Annotated in this window: 18 protein-coding genes; 11 read left to right on the plus strand and 7 right to left on the minus strand. The window is 58.4% G+C overall.

Annotation, left to right across the window (positions count from 1 at the left end):
- Nucleotides 1–584: 584 nt before the first annotated feature.
- Nucleotides 585–2,267, minus strand: coding sequence for an AMP-binding protein (locus tag B195_RS15950; protein ID WP_003441417.1), 1,683 nt, complete (start codon nt 2,265–2,267; stop codon nt 585–587).
- Nucleotides 2,268–2,473: 206 nt separating this feature from the next.
- On the opposite strand from B195_RS15950, the gene B195_RS15955 reads away from it, so the two are divergent.
- The 4 genes from B195_RS15955 (at nt 2,474) to B195_RS15970 (ending at nt 8,071) form a co-directional block, all read left to right on the plus strand.
- On the plus strand, nt 2,474–3,637 hold the full coding sequence (locus tag B195_RS15955; RefSeq protein WP_003441416.1) for an isovaleryl-CoA dehydrogenase: 1,164 nt from the start codon (nt 2,474–2,476) through the stop codon (nt 3,635–3,637).
- Nucleotides 3,638–3,646: 9 nt separating this feature from the next.
- Entirely contained in the window at nt 3,647–5,254 is a 1,608-nt protein-coding gene (locus B195_RS15960; RefSeq protein WP_003441415.1) for a carboxyl transferase domain-containing protein, read from the plus strand.
- A gap of 61 nt (nt 5,255–5,315) precedes the next feature.
- On the plus strand, nt 5,316–6,134 hold the full coding sequence (locus B195_RS15965) for a gamma-carboxygeranoyl-CoA hydratase (protein ID WP_003441413.1): 819 nt from the start codon (nt 5,316–5,318) through the stop codon (nt 6,132–6,134).
- Nucleotides 6,131–8,071 (plus strand): acetyl/propionyl/methylcrotonyl-CoA carboxylase subunit alpha, encoded by a 1,941-nt coding sequence (locus B195_RS15970; protein WP_003441412.1) that lies wholly within the window; start codon nt 6,131–6,133, stop codon nt 8,069–8,071. The genes B195_RS15965 and B195_RS15970 overlap by 4 nt, the downstream gene beginning before the upstream one ends.
- A gap of 53 nt (nt 8,072–8,124) precedes the next feature.
- Here the strand turns inward: B195_RS15970 and B195_RS15975 are convergent, their stop codons facing one another.
- A complete protein-coding gene (locus B195_RS15975) occupies nt 8,125–8,784 on the minus strand; it encodes a LexA family transcriptional regulator (protein ID WP_010655820.1) in 660 nt (219 codons plus the stop codon).
- Between the two features lie 129 nt (nt 8,785–8,913).
- Here B195_RS15975 and B195_RS15980 point away from each other — a divergent pair, with 129 nt between their 5' ends.
- From B195_RS15980 to B195_RS15990, 3 genes are all read left to right on the plus strand, one after another.
- Nucleotides 8,914–9,261 (plus strand): DUF3077 domain-containing protein, encoded by a 348-nt coding sequence (locus tag B195_RS15980; RefSeq protein WP_003441410.1) that lies wholly within the window; start codon nt 8,914–8,916, stop codon nt 9,259–9,261.
- Nucleotides 9,262–10,221: 960 nt separating this feature from the next.
- Nucleotides 10,222–11,373 carry a M14-type cytosolic carboxypeptidase gene (locus tag B195_RS15985; RefSeq protein WP_003441409.1) on the plus strand — a complete coding sequence of 384 codons (1,152 nt, stop codon included), beginning with the start codon at nt 10,222–10,224 and terminating at the stop codon, nt 11,371–11,373.
- A 79-nt stretch (nt 11,374–11,452) separates the two neighbouring features.
- Nucleotides 11,453–12,763 carry a leucine-rich repeat-containing protein kinase family protein gene (locus tag B195_RS15990; protein WP_003441408.1) on the plus strand — a complete coding sequence of 437 codons (1,311 nt, stop codon included), beginning with the start codon at nt 11,453–11,455 and terminating at the stop codon, nt 12,761–12,763.
- 84 nt (nt 12,764–12,847) lie between these two features.
- Here B195_RS15990 and B195_RS15995 read toward each other — a convergent pair whose 3' ends face one another.
- The 3 genes from B195_RS15995 to B195_RS16005 form a co-directional block, all read right to left on the minus strand.
- Complete coding sequence (locus tag B195_RS15995; protein WP_003441407.1) at nt 12,848–13,552, minus strand: YebC/PmpR family DNA-binding transcriptional regulator; 705 nt, start codon at nt 13,550–13,552, stop codon at nt 12,848–12,850.
- A 107-nt stretch (nt 13,553–13,659) separates the two neighbouring features.
- On the minus strand, nt 13,660–15,051 hold the full coding sequence (locus B195_RS16000; protein WP_003441406.1) for an FAD-dependent oxidoreductase: 1,392 nt from the start codon (nt 15,049–15,051) through the stop codon (nt 13,660–13,662).
- A 15-nt stretch (nt 15,052–15,066) separates the two neighbouring features.
- A complete protein-coding gene (locus B195_RS16005) occupies nt 15,067–16,392 on the minus strand; it encodes an MFS transporter (protein ID WP_003441405.1) in 1,326 nt (441 codons plus the stop codon).
- Here B195_RS16005 and B195_RS23180 point away from each other — a divergent pair.
- Nucleotides 16,391–16,516, plus strand: coding sequence for a hypothetical protein (locus B195_RS23180; RefSeq protein ID WP_255401988.1), 126 nt, complete (start codon nt 16,391–16,393; stop codon nt 16,514–16,516). The genes B195_RS16005 and B195_RS23180 overlap by 2 nt on opposite strands.
- A gap of 165 nt (nt 16,517–16,681) precedes the next feature.
- The gene (locus tag B195_RS16010; RefSeq protein ID WP_003441402.1) at nt 16,682–17,551 is read left to right on the plus strand and encodes a LysR substrate-binding domain-containing protein; all 870 of its coding nucleotides are present in this window, start codon (nt 16,682–16,684) and stop codon (nt 17,549–17,551) included.
- A 461-nt stretch (nt 17,552–18,012) separates the two neighbouring features.
- Here B195_RS16010 and B195_RS16020 read toward each other — a convergent pair whose 3' ends face one another.
- On the minus strand, nt 18,013–18,876 hold the full coding sequence (locus tag B195_RS16020; RefSeq protein ID WP_003441401.1) for a LysR substrate-binding domain-containing protein: 864 nt from the start codon (nt 18,874–18,876) through the stop codon (nt 18,013–18,015).
- 115 nt (nt 18,877–18,991) lie between these two features.
- Between B195_RS16020 and B195_RS16025 the strand changes: the two genes are divergently transcribed.
- Together B195_RS16025 and phnX are read left to right on the plus strand one after the other, a co-directional pair.
- Entirely contained in the window at nt 18,992–20,101 is a 1,110-nt protein-coding gene (locus tag B195_RS16025; RefSeq protein ID WP_003441399.1) for a 2-aminoethylphosphonate--pyruvate transaminase, read from the plus strand.
- A 69-nt stretch (nt 20,102–20,170) separates the two neighbouring features.
- Nucleotides 20,171–20,998, plus strand: coding sequence for a phosphonoacetaldehyde hydrolase (phnX, locus tag B195_RS16030; RefSeq protein ID WP_003441397.1), 828 nt, complete (start codon nt 20,171–20,173; stop codon nt 20,996–20,998).
- 78 nt (nt 20,999–21,076) lie between these two features.
- On the opposite strand, the gene B195_RS16035 is transcribed toward phnX, so the two are convergent.
- A complete protein-coding gene (locus tag B195_RS16035; protein WP_003441395.1) occupies nt 21,077–21,637 on the minus strand; it encodes an NADPH-dependent FMN reductase in 561 nt (186 codons plus the stop codon).
- Nucleotides 21,638–21,781 lie beyond the last annotated feature (144 nt).

Consider the following 21,781-nt stretch of genomic DNA (forward strand, 5'->3'; position numbering starts at 1 on the left):
TTAAATCTCAAGCCATTGATTTATAAGGATTTTAAAAAGTTGGCACGGCTCCTGCTATCTCTATGGCATAACAAGAATAAAAATCGCAGCAACATAATAAAAACAATACGAAACGACTCTGACATAACAAAAACAACACGACAGAGACGCAGCTAACAGATTTTTTTGGAGAAGGTTTACTTTTCCGAGGAGCCAAAAGCCACCTCGCAACCGGGCAGAGAATAATAAAACTACCTTCAGGTAGCACCCGCACAGGTTGGATCACAGGTTTGATAGCCGGTGATGAAAGTGGATCAGCGCTCAAAAAAATACGTTTGCTCTTGATCCTGCATGGGGATCGCACAAAACAGCAACAAAGGGCCACGGTTCCAAAAACAACAATAGACCGCCCCTCAATAATAAAAAAAGAGCACGCAACGACATATTAAAGGGGAGCCTCGGCTCCCCTTTGTGTTGTCTGTAATCCCCGTTTTTCTGCAGGAGCGAGCTTGCTTCGCGATGGGGAGGTTGGCGCAACCGTTGCAGTCACGCCGTATTGATCCTGTCGCGAGGCAAGCTCGCTCCCGCAGGGATTTGAGCAAGCCTTAAGGTGTGCCGATTTCCTGAATGCTGATTTCACGCATTTTGAATTTCTGAATCTTGCCGGTCACCGTCATCGGAAACACATCCACAAACTTGAAGTAACGCGGCGTCTTGAAGTGCGCGATGCGCGACTTGCACCAGGTTTGCAGTTCCAGTTCGTTGGCTGTGTGACCCGGATGAAACTTGATCCAGGCGACGATCTCTTCGCCGTACCTGGCATCGGGAATGCCCACCACCTGTACATCTGCCACCGCCGGGTGAGTGAAAAAAAACTCTTCCAGCTCCCGCGGGTAAATGTTTTCACCCCCGCGAATAATCATGTCCTTGTTGCGCCCGACGATGCGCACATAGCCCTGCTCATCCATCTGCGCCAGATCACCGGTATGCATCCAGCCTTCGCTGTCGATTGCCTCGCGGGTGGCCTGCGGGTTGTTCCAGTAGCCCAGCATCACGCTATAGCCCCGGGTACACAACTCACCGATCGCGCCCCGGACCACAACATTGCCCTCGGCATCGATCAGCTTGTTCTCCAGTTGCGGCTGAGTTCGTCCTACGGTGGTAACGCGCAATTCGAGATCATCCGCAGGCGCGGTCTGTATCGATACCGGACTGGTTTCTGTCATGCCATAGGCGATCTGTACTTCCCCCATGTGCATCTCGCTGATGACCCGGCGCATCACCTCTATCGGGCAAGTGGCTCCGGCCATAATCCCGGTGCGCAGGCTCGACAGGTCAAATTCAGCGCGCTGCGGGTGGTCGAGCATGGCGATGAACATGGTGGGTACACCGTACAGGGCCGTTGCCCGCTCCTGGGCAACGGCTTGCAGGGTCAGGCCAGGGTCAAAGGCTTCACCGGGATAGATCATGGTGGTGCCATGGGTCACGCACCCCAGGTTGCCCATCACCATGCCGAAACAATGATACAGCGGCACCGGAATCACCAGCCGGTCACTGGATGTCAGGCCCAGGCTTTCGCCAACCATATAGCCATTGTTGAGGATGTTGTGATGGCTGAGGGTGGCACCTTTAGGAAACCCCGTGGTGCCCGAGGTGTACTGAATGTTCACCGCTTGACCGGGCTGCACACTGGCCTGACGCCTGTCGAGTTGTTCGGCATTGACCCCGGCGGCCAGCGTGCTCAGTTGCGACCAGGGTAAAAAGCCTGCAGGTGGCTGTGCATCGAGACTGATGACTCCGCGCAACGCGGTAAAGCTTTCACTCTCCAACTGCCCTGCCGCCGAATCGGCCAGCGCTGGAATCAGCTCCTGGAGCATGGCGTGATAGTTGGAGGTTTTGAACGAGCCGGCACAGACCAGCCACTGACATGCTGACTGTTGAAGGACATATTCCAGTTCAGACAGCCGGTAGGCAGGGTTGATGTTGACCAGAATCACGCCGATTTTGGCGCTGGCGAACTGGCACAGGAACCATTCAACACAGTTCGGCGCCCATACTCCCAGCCGGTCTCCGGGCCGCAAGCCCAATGCCAGCAACCCTCTGGCATGCAGGTCAACGGCTGCTGCCAGCTGAGCCCAGGTGAACCGCTGCTGTTGATGGCAGACCACCAGCGCGTCGTTGCCGGCATAACGGGCGGCCGTTTGATCGAACGCCTGACCGATGGTCATCGCCAGCAACGCTTTGTCCTGCGGACCCTGGCTGTAACTGGGGACAGATGGTGACTTCATGAAAACTCCTCTTGTGATTGTTTTGGGAGCATGAGTACGCCGCCTGCAGGCGGCATCTCGATTGAAGAGCAAGAATGACTCTGCCTCAAGTTGACGTTAACGTAAAGGTCATTGACAGCTATCTACGCCAGGCTTACGTTAACGTAAAGCTTACCCATGGCGACGCAGCAAACGCCTCCCTATAAGAACAACGTACAAGGTGCCCCATGAGCTATCCGACTTTGAACTTCGCCCTTGGCGAAACCATCGACATGTTGCGCGATCAGGTGCAGGCCTTCGTTGCAGCAGAGCTGGCGCCACGGGCGGCGCAGATCGACAAGGACAACCTGTTCCCGGCGGATATGTGGCGCAAGTTCGGTGACATGGGCCTGCTGGGCATCACTGTTGCAGAAGAGTACGGCGGTACCGGGCTGAGCTATCTGGCCCACGTGGTGGCAATGGAAGAAATCAGCCGCGGCTCAGCCTCGGTCGCCCTCTCCTATGGCGCCCACTCCAACCTCTGCGTCAACCAGATCAACCGCAACGGCAGCCACGCACAGAAACTCAAGTACCTGCCCAAACTGATCAGCGGCGAACACGTCGGAGCCCTGGCCATGAGTGAGCCGAACGCCGGCTCCGATGTGGTTTCGATGAAGCTGCGTGCCGACAAGCGTGGCGACCACTTTGTACTGAACGGCAGTAAAACCTGGATCACCAACGGCCCGGATGCCGATACCTACGTGATCTACGCCAAAACCGATATCGAAAAAAATGCCCATGGCATCAGTGCATTCATTGTCGAACGCGACTGGAAAGGCTTCAGCCGCAGCAAGCATTTCGACAAGCTCGGCATGCGCGGTTCGAACACTGGCGAACTGTTTTTCGATGATGTGCAAGTCCCGCAGGAAAACCTGCTGGGCCCTCTGAACGCCGGGGTGAAAGTCCTGATGAGCGGCCTGGACTACGAACGTGTGGTGCTCTCGGGTGGCCCCACCGGGATCATGCAAGCCTGCATGGATCTGGTGGTGCCTTATATCCACGACCGCAAACAGTTTGGCCAGAGCATCGGCGAGTTTCAGCTGATCCAGGGCAAAGTCGCCGACATGTATACCCAGCTCAATGCCAGCCGCGCTTATCTGTATGCGGTGGCGGCCGCCTGCGAACGTGGCGAAACCACGCGCAAGGATGCCGCCGGGGTGATTTTGTACAGCGCTGAACGTGCCACCCAAATGGCCCTCGACGCGATCCAGATTCTGGGCGGCAACGGTTATATCAATGAATTCCCAGCCGGACGCCTGTTGCGCGACGCCAAGCTGTATGAAATCGGCGCGGGCACCAGCGAGATCCGTCGCATGCTGATTGGCCGCGAACTGTTTAACGAAACTCGCTAAGGAGCGCGCATGTCCATTCTGCACACGACAATCAACCCGCGTTCGGCCGAATTCCTGACCAATCGTGACGCCATGCTCAAACAGGTTGAGGCCCTGCACACCCTGCTCAACCAGGTACAGCAAGGTGGCGGCGCCAAGGCCCAGGAGCGCCATACCTCCCGTGGCAAACTCCTGCCCCGAGAGCGCATTGATCGCTTGCTGGACAGCGGCTCTGCGTTTCTCGAACTCAGTCAACTGGCCGCTTACGGTGTATACGGCGAAGACGTCCCGGCGGCCGGAATAATCGCCGGTATCGGTCGTGTTGAAGGCGTGGAATGCATGATTGTGGCCAACGACGCCACGGTCAAAGGGGGCTCGTACTACCCGCTAACGGTAAAAAAACACTTACGGGCGCAGACCATTGCCGAGCAAAACCGCCTGCCGTGCATCTATCTGGTGGACTCTGGCGGCGCCAACCTGCCGCGTCAGGATGAAGTGTTCCCGGACCGTGAACACTTCGGCCGGATCTTCTTCAATCAGGCCAATATGAGCGCGGCCGGCATCCCGCAAATCGCAGTGGTGATGGGCTCCTGCACGGCGGGTGGCGCGTATGTACCGGCCATGGCTGACGAAGCAATCATGGTGCGCCAGCAGGCGACGATTTTCCTGGCCGGCCCGCCGCTGGTGAAAGCCGCCACCGGCGAAGTGGTCAGTGCCGAGGACCTGGGCGGTGCCGATGTGCACTGCAAAATTTCAGGAGTGGCCGACCATTACGCCGAAAGTGATGAGCACGCCCTGGCCCTCGCGCGTCGCAGCGTAGCCAACCTCAATTGGCGCAAGCATGGCCAGTTGCAACAGCGGCTAGCGCAGGCACCGCTGTACAACTGCGAAGAGCTGTATGGCATCGTGCCTGCCGACGCCAAGCAGCCCTTTGATGTACGCGAAGTGATCGCGCGTCTGGTGGACGGCTCGGTATTCGATGAGTTCAAAGCCCTGTTCGGCACCACCCTGGTGTGCGGCTTTGCCCATTTACACGGTTACCCGGTGGCGATTCTGGCCAACAACGGCATCCTGTTTGCCGAAGCGGCACAAAAAGGCGCGCACTTTATTGAGCTGGCATGCCAGCGCGGTATTCCGTTGATTTTTCTGCAAAACATCACCGGTTTTATGGTCGGGCAAAAATACGAAGCCGGCGGCATTGCCAAACACGGCGCCAAACTGGTGACTGCAGTCGCCTGCGCCAAGGTCCCCAAATTTACCGTGATCATCGGCGGCAGCTTTGGCGCCGGTAACTACGGCATGTGTGGCCGTGCCTATGACCCGCGCTTTCTGTGGATGTGGCCAAACGCCCGGATCGGCGTAATGGGCGCCGAACAGGCCGCCGGGGTACTGGTACAAGTCAAGCGCGAGCAGGCCGAACGCAACGGCCTGGTATTTTCCAGCCAGGAAGAAGCCGCAATCAAGCAACCGATCCTTGACCAGTACGAGCATCAGGGCCACCCCTACTACTCCAGCGCCCGCTTGTGGGATGACGGCGTAATCGACCCGGCGCAAACCCGTGATGTATTGGCGCTGGGCTTGTCGGCGGCGTTGAACGCTCCGATTGAAGCCACGCGCTTTGGTGTGTTTCGCATGTAACCCGCCCGGTGCCTGCAACGCTGGCGAGCCAGCGCCCACATCCATTTAAGGACTGACGGACATGATCGATTTCAACACCCTGGAACTGCACAACGACCCCCGGGGCTTTGCCACCCTGTGGTTGAGTCGCGAGCAAAAGAACAATGCCTTCAATGCCGAGATGATCCGCGAACTGATCCTCGCCCTGGACACCGTGCAAGGCGATCCGGCCCTGCGCTTTCTGGTGCTGCGCGGACGGGGCAAGCATTTCAGTGCCGGCGCCGACCTTGCCTGGATGCAACAGTCAGCCGAGCTCGATTATCACACCAACCTCGATGACGCCCGGCACCTGGCTGAACTGATGTACAACCTGGCCAAGCTGAAAATCCCGACCATAGCGGTGGTGCAAGGCGCAGCCTACGGCGGTGCCCTGGGCCTGATCAGTGCTTGCGACATGGCCATCGGCAGCGAGGATGCGCAGTTCTGTCTGTCCGAAGTCCGAATCGGCCTGGCGCCGGCCGTGATCAGTCCGTTCGTGGTACAGGCCATCGGCGAGCGCGCTGCACGCCGTTATGCCCTGACTGCGGAACGCTTCAGCGGTGAGCGTGCCCGTGAACTGGGGTTGCTCTCTGAGTGTTATCCCGGCGCCGAGCTTGAACGGCAAGTCGCCCTCTGGACCGACAACTTGCTGCTCAATAGCCCGCAGGCCATGCGTTCGTGCAAGGATCTGCTGCGCGAAGTCAGCCATGGAGCCACCACTACGGCCATTCGCCGCTACTGCGAAAACTCCATTGCCCGAATCCGGGTCAGCCCCGAAGGCCAGGAAGGCTTGCGCGCCTTTCTGCAAAAACGTGCGCCAAGCTGGCAGACCGACACCTCGTCCCGGGAGCCACGCCCATGAGCGCGCTTCAGATTACGTCTGTACTGGTGGCCAACCGGGGCGAAATTGCCTGCCGCGTGATGCGCACGGCCAAGTCTTTGGGCATGACCACCGTAGCTGTCCACAGCGCCACCGACCGTGACGCACGGCACTGCCGCGAGGCTGATATCTGCGTCGATCTTGGGGGCAGCAAGGCCGCCGACAGCTACCTGAAAATCGACAAGATCATTGCTGCGGCTAAAGCCAGCGGGGCACAAGCGATTCATCCGGGCTATGGATTCTTGTCCGAAAACGCCGGTTTCGCACGCGCCATCGAGGACGCCGGACTGATCTTTCTCGGCCCCCCGGCTGCGGCGATTGATGCCATGGGCAGTAAATCGGCAGCCAAGGCGTTGATGGAAATTGCCGGGGTGCCGCTGGTGCCGGGCTACCACGGTGAAGCGCAGGATCTGGAAACCTTCCGCGCCGCAGCTGAGCACATCGGTTATCCGGTGTTGCTCAAGGCCACGGCCGGTGGCGGCGGCAAAGGCATGAAAGTAGTCGAGGACGTCAGCGAACTGGCCGAAGCCCTGGCCTCGGCGCAACGTGAAGCACTGTCCTCGTTTGGCGATGCGCGCATGTTGGTGGAAAAGTATGTACTCAAGCCACGTCACGTGGAGATCCAGATTTTTGCCGACCGCCACGGTAACTGCCTGTACCTCAATGAGCGCGACTGCTCGATTCAGCGCCGTCATCAAAAGGTGGTTGAAGAAGCGCCAGCCCCGGGCCTCAGTATTGAACAACGCCGGGCCATGGGCGAGTCCGCGGTACGGGCGGCGCAGGCCATCGGTTATGTCGGCGCCGGCACCGTGGAGTTTTTGCTGGATGCACGGGGCGAGTTCTTCTTCATGGAGATGAACACCCGCCTGCAAGTGGAGCATCCGGTAACCGAAGCCATCACCGGACTGGATCTGGTGGCCTGGCAAATCCGCGTGGCCCGCGGTGAGGCGCTCCCCATCAGTCAGTCTGAAGTGCCTTTGCGCGGCCATGCGATTGAAGTACGCCTGTATGCCGAAGACCCGGGCAATGATTTTCTGCCGCAAACAGGACGTCTCGAGGTGTACCGCGAATCTGCCGCCGGGCCGGGGCGCCGGGTCGACAGCGGGGTCAGTGAAGGGGACGAAATTTCACCGTTCTACGATCCGATGCTGGGCAAGTTGATTGCATGGGGCGAAGACCGCGAACAGGCGCGCCTGCGGCTGCTCGCAATGCTTGATGAGTTCGCCATTGGCGGCTTGAAAACCAACCTGGCTTTTTTACGCCGCATCATCGCTCATCCGGCCTTCGCTACAGCCGAACTGGATACGGGCTTCATCCCCCGTTACCAGGAGCAATTACTGCCAGCCACCCTGCCTTTGCCTGCAGCATTTTGGTCCGCCGCGGGTGAAGCATTTCATCAGAGCCAGACATCCCAGGTGCGCGAAGATGACCCAGCCTCGCCCTGGGCCATCCGCAACGGCTTTCGCAACGGCCTGCCCCCGCAGACCCTGCTGGCCTTGAGTTGCAACGGCGAGCAGCAGGTCGTCAACCTCCACACGCCGTCAGCGGTGTTGCGCGACGAGCAATTGCTGATTGAACAGAACGGTGTGCGTCGCCAGCATCTGGCAATTCGCCGCGCAGAGACGCTCTACCTGCGCTGGGACGGCGAGTTGCATAGCGTCAGGGTCTATGACCCGATTGCCGCGGCAGGTGCCAGTCATGCCCAGACAGGTGGTTTGAGTGCCCCCATGAACGGCAGCATTGTGCGCATCCTGGTTGAAACCGGACAGACTGTCGAAGCCGGTACCCAATTGGTGGTGCTGGAGGCCATGAAAATGGAGCACAGCCTGCGGGCGCCCCACGAGGGTGTGGTAACAGCGCTGTTTTGTCAGGAAGGCGAAATGGTCAGCGAAGGTACGGTGCTGGTTGAACTGACATAGAAGCAACAGCCAAAAAAGGCGGCCCTTTTTCAGGGGGCCGCCTTTTTTTGTTTCTAGAACTTGGCAGTGGCCTGCACTACCACTCCGATAACCCGGCAATGCTCATCAAACACTGTCTTGGGATAGGTCGGGTTCAGCGGCTTGAGATAGCGCTGGCCGCTCTCTTCAATCAACTGCCGGAAGGTGGCCTCTTCAGTGCCCGGAATGCGTGCGATCACCATTTTTCCCGGTTCGGGATCAATATCGGGATCCACCAGAATCATCATCCCTTGTGCAACGCTGATTCCTATCGGAGCGGTCATGGCATCGCCCCGCACTTGCAACCAGAACGCAGCACCTTTGGCGTAATGATCGCTGACCTCGAACACCTCGCCGGGTTGGTAGCCGGCCTCTCGGGCCTGCTCGTTGACCTGCCCCGCCGTCACCCAATTACTGACCGGATAACGAAAAGCAGAAGTGATGTCGTAGGAGCATTCGTTAGCAGCAGACTCATCCGCTGCAGCGCTGCGCTCGCGGATGACCAGGGCAATTTCCAGATGCTCCAGCCCCAGGGCGTGCAGCACTTTGTTCATTGTCGGCAAGTCGGGTTGACGGCGTTTATTGAGCCAATGACCGACACCGCCCTGGGAAGCCCCGACGCGTTCGGCTAGTTTTTCCTGCGTGAGCTTGAGCTCGCGCAATTTGGTTCTGACTAAAGCGATCCATTTATCCATCAGCCGAACAATACGGATTGAACTCGAGGCAACAATACACATTCTGTATTATTTATACCAATAATATAAATACCTTATGTACTAATCTGCTAATGGCTGATTCGATTAATCTTAGAGCGCAGGTAAATCATGACTCCCATAACAAAAATAACCCCGGAAACCGAGATTGAAATCGAGCTCGAAACCTTCAAGGACAGTGCCGCAACCCAGCGTGCACTCGACTATTATTTGAAACCGGCTGTTTCTCAGCACTATTTCGAGAAAAAACTGTTCATCGTACGCAGCGATCTGAGCCAGGAAGAAGCGCTGGTCAATGCATCAGATTTTCTGCGCTGCGCAATCGCTACCGCCCAGGGCGCAGCTGAAAGCCAGCAAGGCTCTCATCGCGACCTGTTCCTGAGCGTGGCGCACTGCGTCGAATCGGCCAAGATGCTGTTGGACAAAGCACTGGACGTGCAACAAGTCTCAGCGCGCTGAGAGACCAAAAGACCCTGGCCAGTCCAGCTGGACCGGCTGGAACTTCGGTATGCCAGAGGCGCGACTCACAATGGAGGCACCGGCCCATGAGCCAACGCCGCTCAATCAAGGGATCAGGCGTGTAGCCTCTGTTTTGCCGCGCAGTAAGATCTGGCGCAATGGCTGACGTACTTGTTAAGGCGCCCCCCAGCAGTACTCCCAGGACACATCAATAATTGCGCGCCCATTGATTACCTGGCCCGGCGCATGCAGCCCATCGCGCCGCCACACCCCTTAGGTATGCCTGCTCACGGTGATGAGCGATGACATCGGCAGGGCGATCACTGGTTGTACAAGCTACAGGTTCAGGAGGCACAGCCAAGTATTGCAATGGGCCAGGTCAAACCATCACGGTGTTGCTGCTGGGGTAAAAAATTTTCTGGCCCTAAAGGCCTGAGATAGAGGGGTCTAGCGGGGAATAAGCGGGGAAACCAGGACAAAGCGAGGAAAACAGCTTGACCTGCAAATAAGAATGATTATTATTGCACTTAGCTGGTCGCGAGATCAGTCGATAATTCAAGGAACCTTAGGTCGGTTTTTTGAATTAGCTCCTCATCAGGCTAATCACGGTTATTTGACCCGGCTTCTGGCCGGGTCTTTTTTTTGCGGCCAGTTATCTGGCTCTGCGTGCTTCAGGCTAATGAAGTCTGGTGTGCGGCCGGTTTTTTTCGGTGACCGCTACGATGCGGGCGATGATAGCAAAAGAACATCGACCAACGGAAGCCTGAAGTCCCGAAACAACGGCCGTTACGGCAAGTTAGCACTTGAGAATCACTCGCAAATACACTATCGTGGCGCTGCGTCAAGGATGACGCCCCCCCTCCCTTCTCCCCGCTTCCCGTTCTCCAAAATTCCGTATTGGCCCGGCGCCGTTGCGATGTAAAGTAACGCCCACAATTATCAGATTCCGGGACTTTGACGATGACCGTGGCGCCCTCTTCCGTTCGCATCAGCAGTGACTTTGACAGCGGCAACATCCAGGTGCTGGATGCCAGTGACCCGCTGCACCTCAAGCTTGCGATCAAGCCCGATACCCGCAGCCCGCACTTTCAATGGTTCCACTTCAAGGCCGAAGGCCTGATACCCGGCCAGACCCACCATTTTCAGTTGAGCAACGCCAGCCAGTCCTCCTACAACAAAGCATGGGATGGCTACCAGGCCGTGGCGTCCTATGATCACGAAACCTGGTTCCGTGTTCCCACCGAGTTCGACGGCAAAGCCTTGAATTTCAGCGTGCAGGCCGAGCACCCAGTCATCTGGTTTGCTTACTTCGAACCCTACAGCCGCGAGCGTCATGATCTGTTGATCAAGAATGCACTCCAGTGGTCGGGCTGCGAACTGCTGGCAGTCGGTAAAAGTGTTGAAGGTCGCGACATCCAGCTCTTGCGCAAGGGCAATGGCGCCAGCCACAAACGCAAGATATGGATCATTGCCCAGCAGCACCCCGGTGAACATATGGCCGAGTGGTTCATGCAGGGAGTCCTTGAGCGCCTGGAACAAGGCAGCGACCCGCAGCTGCGCAAGCTACTGGACTTCGCCGACCTGTACCTGATCCCCAATATGAATCCGGACGGCGCGTTCCACGGCCATTTGCGGACCAACGCCAACGGCCAGGACCTGAACCGGGCCTGGCAAAACACCGACCCGAACGTAAGCCCTGAGGTGTTCTTCGCTCTGGAGCAAATGACCCGATACGGGGTGGACCTGTTTCTGGATATTCACGGGGACGAAGAAATCCCTTATGTGTTCACTGCAGGCTGCGAGGGCAACCCGGGTTACACCGAGCGCCTGGCGACCCTGGAAGAGCGTTTCCGCACTCATCTGAGTAACCTGACCCCTGACTTCCAGACGACCCACGGCTACACCCGGGACGAACCCGGCCTTGCCAATATGACCCTGGCCTGCAACAGCGTCGGCCAGCGCTTTGACTGCCTGTCGCTGACCCTTGAGATGCCGTTCAAGGACAACAACGATGCACCGCAGCCACAAACCGGCTGGGACGGTAAACGCTCCATGCAACTGGGCAAGAGTGTGCTCAGCACCTTGTCGGACATGGTTCGCGAGTTGCGCTAAACCCGGAGTAAGCGGCGGCCAGATATCTTCCCCCTGGCCGCCATATCAATAGATTCTCACGAGTACTCAAAGCTCCTTTATGGATACCCTCGCTAAATTGCGCGCCGGCCAACTGGCGGGCTGCAAACGCCTTGATCTGTCCTGTGGACTGACCGAGTTCCCGGCCGAGATTTTTCAGCTGGCGGACTCACTGGAAATTCTCAATCTGAGCGGTAACGCCCTGAGCAGCCTGCCCGAGGATTTACATCGCCTGACTCATTTGCGGATTCTGTTTTGCTCGGACAACAGGTTCACCGAACTGCCCGAATGCCTGGGGCAGTGCGCGCAGTTAAGCATGGTTGGCTTCAAAGCCAACCGCATCACCTCAGTGCCCGGCACTTCGCTGCCGCCCCTGCTGCGCTGGTTGATACTGACCGACAACAGCATCGAGCACATACCCGAAGAACTGGGTCAGCGACCGTTACTGCAAAAATTGATGCTGGCAGGTAACCGCCTGCAACAACTGCCCACCAGCCTGGTTAACTGCAAGCGTCTGGAGCTGATCCGCCTAGCGGCCAACCAATTGCACGAAGTGCCCGACTGGCTGCTGACATTGCCGGGACTGAGCTGGCTGGCCTATGCCGGTAATCCGCTGCACGAAGACGCCAGCGCGCAGCTTACAGCCGACAACACGCCGGACATTCACTGGTCACAGCTCGAGCTTGAACAAAAGCTGGGCGAAGGCGCGTCGGGCATCATCTCCAGAGCCCTTTGGAGCGCACCCGGCCAGGCAAGCAGATCCGTTGCCGTCAAACTCTACAAAGGCAGCATCACCAGCGACGGCTCACCGCTCAATGAAATGAACGCCTGCATTGCCGCCGGCCAGCATCCGAACCTGATCAAAGTCCTGGGCCGTGTCGCGGGTCACCCTGACAACACCGCGGGGCTGGTCATGGAATTGATCGATCCGTCCTTCGCCAATCTCGCCGCCCTGCCAAGCTTCGATACCTGCAGCCGTGACGTCTATCAAACACACACCCGCTTCAGCGCCGACTGCGCGCTACGCATTGCCCGCGGCGTGGCCTCGGCAGCCGGTCATCTGCACGCGCAGGGCATCTGTCATGGTGATCTGTACGGGCACAACATCATGTTCAATGCCCAGGGCGATTGCCTGCTCGGCGACTTTGGCGCAGCGTGCTTTCACGCCATTGACGACAGCCCGCACACCCGCGCCTTGCAGCGCATTGAAGTGCGTGCATTCGGGATTTTACTGGGGGAATTGCTGGAGCGGATCGACACGGGGTTGAGCGATCAACAGCAAGAACGGCTGCACGACCTGCAGCAGCGCTGCATACAACCCGATGTACTGGCACGCCCGGGTTTTGCCGAAATCACCCGGGCATTGGGCTAAAAGCCTGATGCAGTAGTCGCTGGCGCAGGCTGCGACAAGGAGCGCAGGGCTGCTGCCACAGGCAGCCTGTGGCAGCGACCGGGGTTATGCCAACGCCACAAACATCTCTTGTACGTCGTCCTGCTCTTCCAGCTTGGCCAGAAACTCTTGAACTTCAGCCATTTGCTCATCGGTCAAAGCGCTGACCGGGTTTTTCGGCTGATAGCCCAGCTTGGCCGACAATACGGTGAAGCCTTGCTCCGGCAGGGCTTTTTGCACGGCATCGAGGTCCGTCGGCTCGGTGATGAACAGCGTAGTGCCTTCTTCTTCACCTTCCTCAAAGTCCTGGGCGCCAGCTTCAATCGCGGCCATCTCAGGATCTGCATCCGGGGCGTCCGGCTTGGCTTCGATCATGCCGACATGGTTGAAGTCCCACGCTACCGAACCCGAAGCGCCCAATTGACCCTTGCGGAATGCCACGCGGATTTCAGCCACGGTACGGTTAATGTTGTCAGTCAGGCACTCGATGATCAGTGGTACCTGATGCGGAGCAAAACCTTCGTACGTGACGCGGTGATATTGCACCGCCTCAGTACCGATACCGGCGCCTTTGTTGATCGCGCGCTTGATGGTGTCCGCCGGCATCGACGCCTTTTTGGCCTGTTCATATACCAAACGCAGATGCGAATTCATGTCCGGGTCTGCGCCATTACGAGCAGCGACCGTCAGCTCCTTGGCCAGCTTGCCAAAAATCTTGCCGCGGCTGTTGGCGGCGTCCGCTTTGTGTTTAACCTTCCACTGTGCGCCCATTACTCACTCTCTCAATCTGGTGTGTCGCGGCGGGTTGGCCGTCGAATGGGCGCAAGTTTATACGGCAAGAAGTCCTCAATCGACCAAAAAATCCAATCGATCGGTCCTCAACCTTTGTCAGCCTTGCCCGCAGCGGCGGCAAATTTGGCCAGACGCACGTCCAGATGCCTTGGCCGGCGCCCGTGGTCCTCCGCCCGTTCCTTGCGTCGAATGGCATTGCGCACCATCAACGAGCCCAGGTAGCGGATCGGTTCAGGCGGAAAATACCCCAGCGGACCATTGACCAGCGGCGAACGTGTCCAGTCGTTGGCCTGCCCCTGCACCAGCGAGGCCAGAATCTGCCCGCCCATGTGACAGGGCCCCACTCCGCTCCCTGAGTAGCCGAAACCATAAAACACATTGCCATGGCCGCTCATCTGGCCGAAGAACGGCAAGCCGGTCACTGAGCGGTCCGAGGGACCGTTCCAGGTGGCCTCGACACCCACCCCGGCAAATGCTGGAAAAAACTGCTGCAAACTTTTCTGCAACGACCCGGCGTAGGGCGAAGGCTGATCAAACACCGGCAACATGCGCCCGCCATAGGCAAAGGTATTGCCGCCCTTGCCGAGCATGATCCGGCCGTCCGGAGTGTTGTGGTAGTAGTGCACAAAAATTCGCGAATCGAGCACTGTCACGCCGCTGGTCAGGCCGATCTCTTGCAGTAAGTCCGGGCGCGGCTCGGTGATCAGCATGTCGCTGGAGACAATCGCCACACTGCGGGAAAACTGCGGGAATGCCCTGGCCATCCAGGCGTTCATCGCCAGCACCACGCGCTCGGCGCGAATGCTGCCGGTCGGGGTCCGGATCAGGGCCGTGGCACCTTCTTCCAGACCGACCATAGGGGTGTTTTCATGGATCCGTACCCCCAGCTGCAAAGCCACCCGGCGCAAACCGCGCACCAGTTTGCCCGGCTGTACACTGGCGGCGGCCGGAGAGAACCAGCCCTCCGCATGTTGAGCCGAACCCGCACGGCGCTGCACTTCGTCCACCGCCAGCTTGCTGAACGAGTTGATGGCCTGACGCTCCAGCGCTGCAATCACCCCGTCCGTCGAGCCGACCTGGGCCTGATTGGTCGCGGTGTACAGCGTGCCGTCCAGCCGGTAATCGGCATCTACCCCGTACTTTTCGCAGAACGCGCCAATGGCATAAATGCTTTGCTCGGAGGCCTTCACCAGGCGCACCGCCTCCTCTACCCCGAACAGACGCTCCAGGGTGAAATACTTGGCCGACCACGACAATGCGCAGCCGCCATTGCGCCCGCTGGCCCCTGCCCCGCAGATATCGGCCTCTATCAGCAGCACATCCAGCTGCGGGTTCTGCTCCTTGAGCATGATGGCCGTCCACAGCCCGGTATAACCGCCGCCCACAATGCAGACCTGGGCACGGGCCTCACCCGTCAATGCTTCACAAGGCTCGACATGTTCCAGGGCAAGCGCCTGCTCCAGCCAAAAAGGTCGCATGGATAGTTCTCCAACTCAGGTACGAAAAGGTTTGATCAACAACGGATGATTGGGCACGAAGGCACATTCGCGTTTGTACCCGTCAGGACGACTGTTCCAGTGCGGGATCAGTACCAGCGCGCTAAAGAGTGCGCAGACGGCAAAGACGATAAACACTGTGACCGTGTCGAAATAGCCCGGCAGCAGACCACCCAGCACCGCCCCGACCGAGCCGCAGCCGTTTACAAACCCCGCCGCCGTAGCACCGGCTTTGGCCGTACCAAAATCAATCGCCGCGGCGCCACAGATCATCGAATCCGGGCCGTACAGGGTCAGCCCCATCACAAACAGCAGGGCGACCACCAGCAGCACACTGCCGGACTGCAAGGCCCCCATAAAGAAAGCCAGGGAAACGGTTAGCGCCAGCAGGCTCAGAATGCAGGCGGGCATGCGCCGGGCACCGAAGATTTTGTCCGACGCCAGCCCAATCATGATCGGCCCCAGCAAACCGGCCAGCTCAAACGCCGTAGGAATAATCGCAGCGCCAACCTTGCCCACTTGTGGCATCTGTTCGAAGACAATTACCGGCCCCCACAACAGAATCGCGTAACGCGCCGGCTTGAGCATGAAGTACGCAAGCCCCAGGGTCAGCACCGTTCGATTGCGCATGATTTCGCGTAGTGGCGCCCAGATACTGAGGCGTTTTTCCGCAGCTTCTTCCTCGGCCGTCATCTGCGGCTCGGGTTCGACGGCTGGCAAACCGACATCTTCAGGCTTGTTGCGCTGAAAGATGAAAAACAGTACCGCGACCACCGCCACTACCGCCGCACTGGAAATAAATGCCGCGTGCCAGGTGCCCATCAGGGTGTATGCCCACCAACCGGCAAACGGCGAAGCCACCAGCCCGCCAAAGGCGTAACTCGAACTCCACAACCCCAGCACCCGACCACGCTGTTCTGCCGGAAAGAAGCTGCCAATGTTTTTGCACAACGCCGACCAGCCCGTGGATTGCGCCAGGCCCTGAATCAGCATGCATGTGGCGAAGATGGGCAAGGTGGCAAAAGTGCCCATCATCAGGGCAGCCAGGGCCGAGATGATCAGCCCGCCCATGACCACCACCCGCGGCCCATAGCGATCGGCGAGGATGCCCCAGGTAAATTGCCCGATGGCGTAAGCCGCAAGATAGACCGCATCGAGGTTGGCCATCGCCATCTTGTCCAGATGGAAGGTCGGATCTTCACCAATTCCCAGCTTTGCTACGGAAAATGCTTTGCGCGTGAAGTAAAAGGCCGCGTAGGCCAGCCAGGTGATGGCAAAAACCTGCATCCGCCAACGCTTGATGGTGCCAATGGACTTGTTCATGTCGGGTCTGACCTCTGATGTGGATGTGCCGGCAGAATCAGAAAAGATCGCCTGTTTTTTTATTGTGTTGAGCACTTCAATGCCGCTGTTCAGACCAGGGCGGCATCAATCAGACAAACCATGACGGTCCTGTTTTTATTGGATTTCAGGATCGCTCAGGGGCATGTCACAACCCGGCGCTATCGAGGACATAACGCCGGGCCGGAATCGATCAAAGCAATTACTGACTAATAGGTAAAATCGATTTATCGTATTTCACTAATAAGCTCAGCTTGTAAGAGGTTGTCCGATGCCGGTTTCCCATGCGCAGTTGAAAGCCTTTCATGCGGTTGCCGTCCACGGCAGTTTCACCCGCGCCGCCGAGCGGTTGTTTTTGAGTCAGCCGGCAATCTCCGATCAGGTACGAAAACTCGAAGAGCGCTTCGGTGTTTTGTTGTTCCATCGCAACAAACGTTCGGTGCGCCTGACCGATCTGGGGGATCGCTTGCTGAGCATCACCCAGCGCCTGTTTGTGGTGCAGGCCGAAGCCCAAGAGTTGTTACAGGACTCCCAGGCCCTGCAAACCGGCAGCCTGGTGCTGGCCGTAGATGCGCCTGTACACGTACTGCCGCAGATCGCCAGGTTCTGCGAACGCTACCCCGGCATCAGCGTCAAAATCGAAACCGGTAACACCGACGAATCTCTGGCCCGGCTGTTCAACTATCAGGCCGATCTAGCGTTGCTGGGGCGCGAGGTCAGTGATGACAGGCTGCTTAGTCTGCGATTGCGCAGTGATCCCATGGTGGCGTTTGTTGCCCGCACCCATCCGTGGGCCGGTCGCAGTTCGATATGCCTCTCCGACCTGGAGGACACCCCGCTGGTATTGCGTGAAATCGGCTCTGTAACCCGCCAGACCCTGGAAGAAGAAATGAGTCAGGCGGGTCTGCGGATGCGGGCCGCGATTCAGGTGGAAGGTCGCGAAGCCGCGCGGGAGGCAGTGGTGGTCGGGATTGGCGTAGGGGTGGTTTCAGCGGCAGAGTTCGGCTCGGACTCACGGGTGATCGCCTTGCCCATCACTGACTGTAAACGACGCCTGACCGAGACCCTGGTCTGCCTGCAGGAGCAGAGTTCCCGGCGGGTGGTGGCCACATTTCTGGATATTGTGCGCGAGAGTTTGTAAGCCCTTGCCAATCGCCCCCGGGAAAGAACCACCCCCTCTGTAGGAGCGAGCTTGTCTCGCGAGCTTTTCAACCACCGCAAAGAGCTCGCTCCTACGGGGTTTGTGCCGTGCAGAAATGCGGGAGACAAGGCAGATCGCAGCTCTCTCCGCCCAGGCCGGCAGGCACCCCATGCATGAGACTGCAATTGCACCTGTAGGAGCGAGCTTGTCTCGCGAGCTTTTCAACCAAACGCAAAGAGCTCGCGAGACAAGCTCGCTCCTACGGGATTTGTGCCGTGCAAAAATGCGGGAGATGAGGCAGATCGCAGACTTCACCGTCCAGGCCGGCAGGCACCCCATGCAGGAGGTTGCAATTGCATCTGTAGGAGCGAGCTTGTCTCGCGAGCTTTTCAGCAAAACCGCAAAGAGCTCGCGAGCAAGCTCGCTCCTACAAGGGATCTCCCACGAGGTGTCAGACCGTTTCAAATGCCGGGGGCCAGTTCCATAAACGCCTTGATCAGCCGCAATCCGGCGCGCCGCTCCATGCAGCCGAGCATGTGCCGGTTGAGCAATCCGGTCCCGTTGATCGGCACCGCTCGTACGCGAGGGTCATGGCTGACCTCCAGCGACGACACGATCCCTATACCCAACTGTGCCGCCACGGCTTCGGTCACCGCCTCGCGACTGTCCAGTTCCAGCAGTACCCGCGGTGTCACGCCGACGCCCTCGCATGCCTCATCAAAGGTGCGCCGGGTGATTGAGGTGGGCTCACGCAACACCATGATCACCTGGTCCAGCAGGGAAATGTCGATGCCATCCGCCAGCGCCAGCCATGGATGACTGGCCGGCACCAGGGCACAAATCCGGGACTCCCCGAGTGCCCGCAAAGTCAGCCCTTTACGCGGTTCAACCTCCGTCAGCACCGCCACATCGGCGTGTTCTGAAAGCAGGGCAGCCAGGGTTTCCTGAGCATTTCCCAGACGCAAGTTGACGGTGATCCCGGGGTAACGCGCCCGCAGGCTTGCCAGCATCGGCATGACCATGTGCGGACCGTCCGCCGCCACTTCAAGCCGCCCTGTGAGCAACTGGCGATTAGCCTCAAGCATAACCTGCGCTTCATCCACCAAACCGAACATGGCACGGGTGATGGCCGCCAGCTTTATCCCCTCCTCCGTCAGTTCCACACGCCGGGCAGTACGCCGCAGCAAGGTAATTTGATAGTGCTCCTCAAGGGTCTTGATATGCCCGGTCACCGCCGGCTGGCTGATAAACAATCGGGCCGCGGCGCGGGTAAAACTGCCCTCACGGGCCACAGCATCAAACGCACGGAGCTGGAACAAATTCATCGCATAAGTCTCGCTGATGACTGGCATAACAATAAACAATTTGATTGATATCAACTCAAACTGCAACTTATGCCGTGTATCCAGTAGCCATCCCAAAGTTTGTGAGGAAACCAGAATGAGTACTGTCGCGCCGATCCTGCTGACCCCTGGCCCACTGACCACTTCGGCGCGTACCCGCCAGGCGATGATGGTCGACTGGGGTTCATGGGATGACAGCTTCAACCAGCTGACCGCCAGCCTCTGTGAGCAACTGCTGGCCATTATCAATGGCGCCGGGAGTCATCACTGCGTGCCCTTGCAGGGCAGCGGCACCTTCGCCGTCGAAGCCGCAATCGGCACACTGGTGCCACGCAATGGCAACGTTCTGGTCCTGATCAACGGCGCCTACGGCAAACGCCTGGCAAAAATCTGTGAAGTCCTGGGCCGGCGTTTCAGCACCTTTGAAACAGCCGAAGACCAGCCCACTACTGCCGCTGACGTTGAACGCCTGCTGCAGGCCGATCCGGGCATCACCCATGTGGCATTGATTCATTGCGAAACCAGCACCGGGATTCTTAACCCGCTGCCGGAAATTGCTGCAGTTATTGCCCGACATGGCAAACGTCTGATTATCGATGCCATGAGTTCTTTCGGTGCCCTGCCCGTCGATGCACAAAAAGTACCCTTTGATGCGCTGATCGCGGCCTCGGGCAAATGCCTGGAAGGCGTACCGGGGATGGGCTTCGTATTCGCCCGCAAAGAATCACTGGCTGGCGCCACGGGTAACTCCCACTCACTGGCAATGGACCTGCAAGACCAGCATGCCTACATGGCCAGGACCGGACAATGGCGGTTCACCCCGCCGACCCACGTGGTCGCTGCCTTACATGAAGCCCTGCTGCAATACAACGAAGAAGGCGGCTTGCCGGCGCGTCACCGGCGCTACACCGACAACTGCCAGGTGCTGCTCGACGGCATGGCCGCACTGGGCATTCGCAGCTTCCTGCCAGAGTCAATCCAGGCTCCGATCATCGTTACGTTCCACGCGCCGAAAGACCCGCGGTATCAGTTCAAGGAGTTCTACGAGCGCGTCAAGGCCAAGGGTTTCATCCTGTACCCGGGTAAATTGACCCAGGTCGAAACCTTCCGTGTGGGCTGCATCGGCCATGTCAATCAGGCCGAAATGCAAGCCGCGGTGAACGCTGTGGCCCAGGTGCTGCAGGAAATGGAAGTGCAGGAAATCTGAAGTTCGCAACGCTCAAAACCAACCTAATTATTGCGTGCGGCCACGGCTGCTCATACAGGACTTACTGACATGAACTACACCAATCCAGGCAAACTTCAGGCCGCCATTCTCGACTGGGCTGGCACCGTGGTCGACTTCGGCTCGTTCGCTCCGACGCAGATCTTTGTCGAAGCCTTCGGCGAGTTCGACGTCCAGGTCTCCATCGAAGAAGCCCGCGGGCCGATGGGCATGGGCAAGTGGGATCACATCCGCACCCTGTGCGATCAGCCTCAGGTCGCCGAGCGTTACAAAAAAGTATTTGGCCGCACACCCACCGACGAAGATGTGACCGCGATTTATGAGCGTTTCATGCCACTGCAAATCGAAAAGATCGCTGACCACTCGGCACTGATTCCCGGCGCTCTGGAAACCATTGCCGAGCTGCGCCAGCAAGGGATCAAAATCGGTTCGTGCTCGGGCTATCCGGCGCAAGTGATGGCCAAGGTGGTCGAGCTGGCCGCAACCAACGGCTACATCGCCGACCACGTCGTTGCCACCGACGAAGTTCCCAACGGTCGCCCATGGCCGGCCCAGGCACTGGCCAACGTGATTGCCCTGGGTATCGACGATGTGGGTGCCTGCGTGAAGATCGATGACACCGTTCCGGGTATCCTCGAAGGTCGTCGGGCCGGGATGTGGACGGTGGCACTGGTGTGCTCCGGCAACGCCCTGGGCCTGACCTACGAGCAGTACAAGGCGCTCGACGCGCAAACCCTGGCCAGCGAACGCAAACGCATCCACACCTTGTTCGAAGGCTCACGCCCGCACTACATGATCGATACCATCAGTGATCTGCCGGACGTGATTGCCGATATCAACAAGCGCCTGGCCAATGGCGAGATGCCACAAAGCAGCTGAGTCTGCAGAAACAAAAACGCGGCAGCCTGTGACCAGGTCTGCCGCGTTTTTTATTTGCAGGTCGGCGCTTCTAAAGCTTCAGACCTTGTGCTGCTGTTCGACCCACTTGGCAAATTCGTCGATGAACTTCTGCAAAAATGGCCGGGTTTTCTCGGACAATTTGCCCGCCGCATCAAACGCATCACCTGCTCCGCTCAGATAGGCTTCTGGCTGTTGCATGCACGGCACATTGAGAAATACCAGCGACTGGCGCAAATGATGGTTGGCCCCGAAGCCACCGATCGCCCCCGGCGAGACGCTGATCACGGCTCCCGGCTTGGCGTTGAATACGCTTTGACCATAAGGCCGGGACCCGACGTCAATGGCGTTTTTTAATACCCCGGGGACCGAGCGGTTGTACTCAGGAGTGACAAACAGTACGGCATCGGCCGGACGGATCAGATCGCGAAAGGTCGTGTAAGACGCAGGTGGCGGCGTCACATCAATGTCTTCGCTGTACAGCGCCAGTTCGCCAATCTCTACAATCTTCAGTTTCAGCTGGGCCGGTGCCAGTTCTGCGAGCGCCAGGGCCACCTTTCGGTTAAGGGAATCCTTCCTCAAACTGCCGACCAACACTGCAACGTTGTAGACCTTGCTCATAAAAAACCTCGAGAGTCTGGCGATAGGAAGACTAGTTATAGATGATCGGAAGCCTTTCTTGCACCCCGGTTCACCTTATCGGCTTGCAAGCCTGTAAAGTAGACGGACTATTTTTTCCAAATCGTTAAACTTCCCCTACTGATC

Source organism: Pseudomonas sp. Lz4W (assembly GCF_000346225.2).
GTDB classification, from domain to species: Bacteria; Pseudomonadota; Gammaproteobacteria; order Pseudomonadales; family Pseudomonadaceae; genus Aquipseudomonas; species Aquipseudomonas paraversuta.

What these genes read in the sequence shown, in the direction of transcription:
- B195_RS15950 (WP_003441417.1), bottom strand. Translation starts at nt 2,267, where the DNA reads ATGAAGTCACCATCTGTCCCCAGTTACAGCCAGGGTCCGCAGGACAAA.
- B195_RS15955 (WP_003441416.1), top strand. Translation starts at nt 2,474, where the DNA reads ATGAGCTATCCGACTTTGAACTTCGCCCTTGGCGAAACCATCGACATG.
- B195_RS15960 (WP_003441415.1), top strand. Translation starts at nt 3,647, where the DNA reads ATGTCCATTCTGCACACGACAATCAACCCGCGTTCGGCCGAATTCCTG.
- B195_RS15965 (WP_003441413.1), top strand. Translation starts at nt 5,316, where the DNA reads ATGATCGATTTCAACACCCTGGAACTGCACAACGACCCCCGGGGCTTT.
- B195_RS15970 (WP_003441412.1), top strand. Translation starts at nt 6,131, where the DNA reads ATGAGCGCGCTTCAGATTACGTCTGTACTGGTGGCCAACCGGGGCGAA.
- B195_RS15975 (WP_010655820.1), bottom strand. Translation starts at nt 8,784, where the DNA reads ATGGATAAATGGATCGCTTTAGTCAGAACCAAATTGCGCGAGCTCAAG.
- B195_RS15980 (WP_003441410.1), top strand. Translation starts at nt 8,914, where the DNA reads ATGACTCCCATAACAAAAATAACCCCGGAAACCGAGATTGAAATCGAG.
- B195_RS15985 (WP_003441409.1), top strand. Translation starts at nt 10,222, where the DNA reads ATGACCGTGGCGCCCTCTTCCGTTCGCATCAGCAGTGACTTTGACAGC.
- B195_RS15990 (WP_003441408.1), top strand. Translation starts at nt 11,453, where the DNA reads ATGGATACCCTCGCTAAATTGCGCGCCGGCCAACTGGCGGGCTGCAAA.
- B195_RS15995 (WP_003441407.1), bottom strand. Translation starts at nt 13,552, where the DNA reads ATGGGCGCACAGTGGAAGGTTAAACACAAAGCGGACGCCGCCAACAGC.
- B195_RS16000 (WP_003441406.1), bottom strand. Translation starts at nt 15,051, where the DNA reads ATGCGACCTTTTTGGCTGGAGCAGGCGCTTGCCCTGGAACATGTCGAG.
- B195_RS23180 (WP_255401988.1), top strand. Translation starts at nt 16,391, where the DNA reads ATGTCGGGTCTGACCTCTGATGTGGATGTGCCGGCAGAATCAGAAAAG.
- B195_RS16005 (WP_003441405.1), bottom strand. Translation starts at nt 16,392, where the DNA reads ATGAACAAGTCCATTGGCACCATCAAGCGTTGGCGGATGCAGGTTTTT.
- B195_RS16010 (WP_003441402.1), top strand. Translation starts at nt 16,682, where the DNA reads ATGCCGGTTTCCCATGCGCAGTTGAAAGCCTTTCATGCGGTTGCCGTC.
- B195_RS16020 (WP_003441401.1), bottom strand. Translation starts at nt 18,876, where the DNA reads ATGAATTTGTTCCAGCTCCGTGCGTTTGATGCTGTGGCCCGTGAGGGC.
- B195_RS16025 (WP_003441399.1), top strand. Translation starts at nt 18,992, where the DNA reads ATGAGTACTGTCGCGCCGATCCTGCTGACCCCTGGCCCACTGACCACT.
- phnX (WP_003441397.1), top strand. Translation starts at nt 20,171, where the DNA reads ATGAACTACACCAATCCAGGCAAACTTCAGGCCGCCATTCTCGACTGG.
- B195_RS16035 (WP_003441395.1), bottom strand. Translation starts at nt 21,637, where the DNA reads ATGAGCAAGGTCTACAACGTTGCAGTGTTGGTCGGCAGTTTGAGGAAG.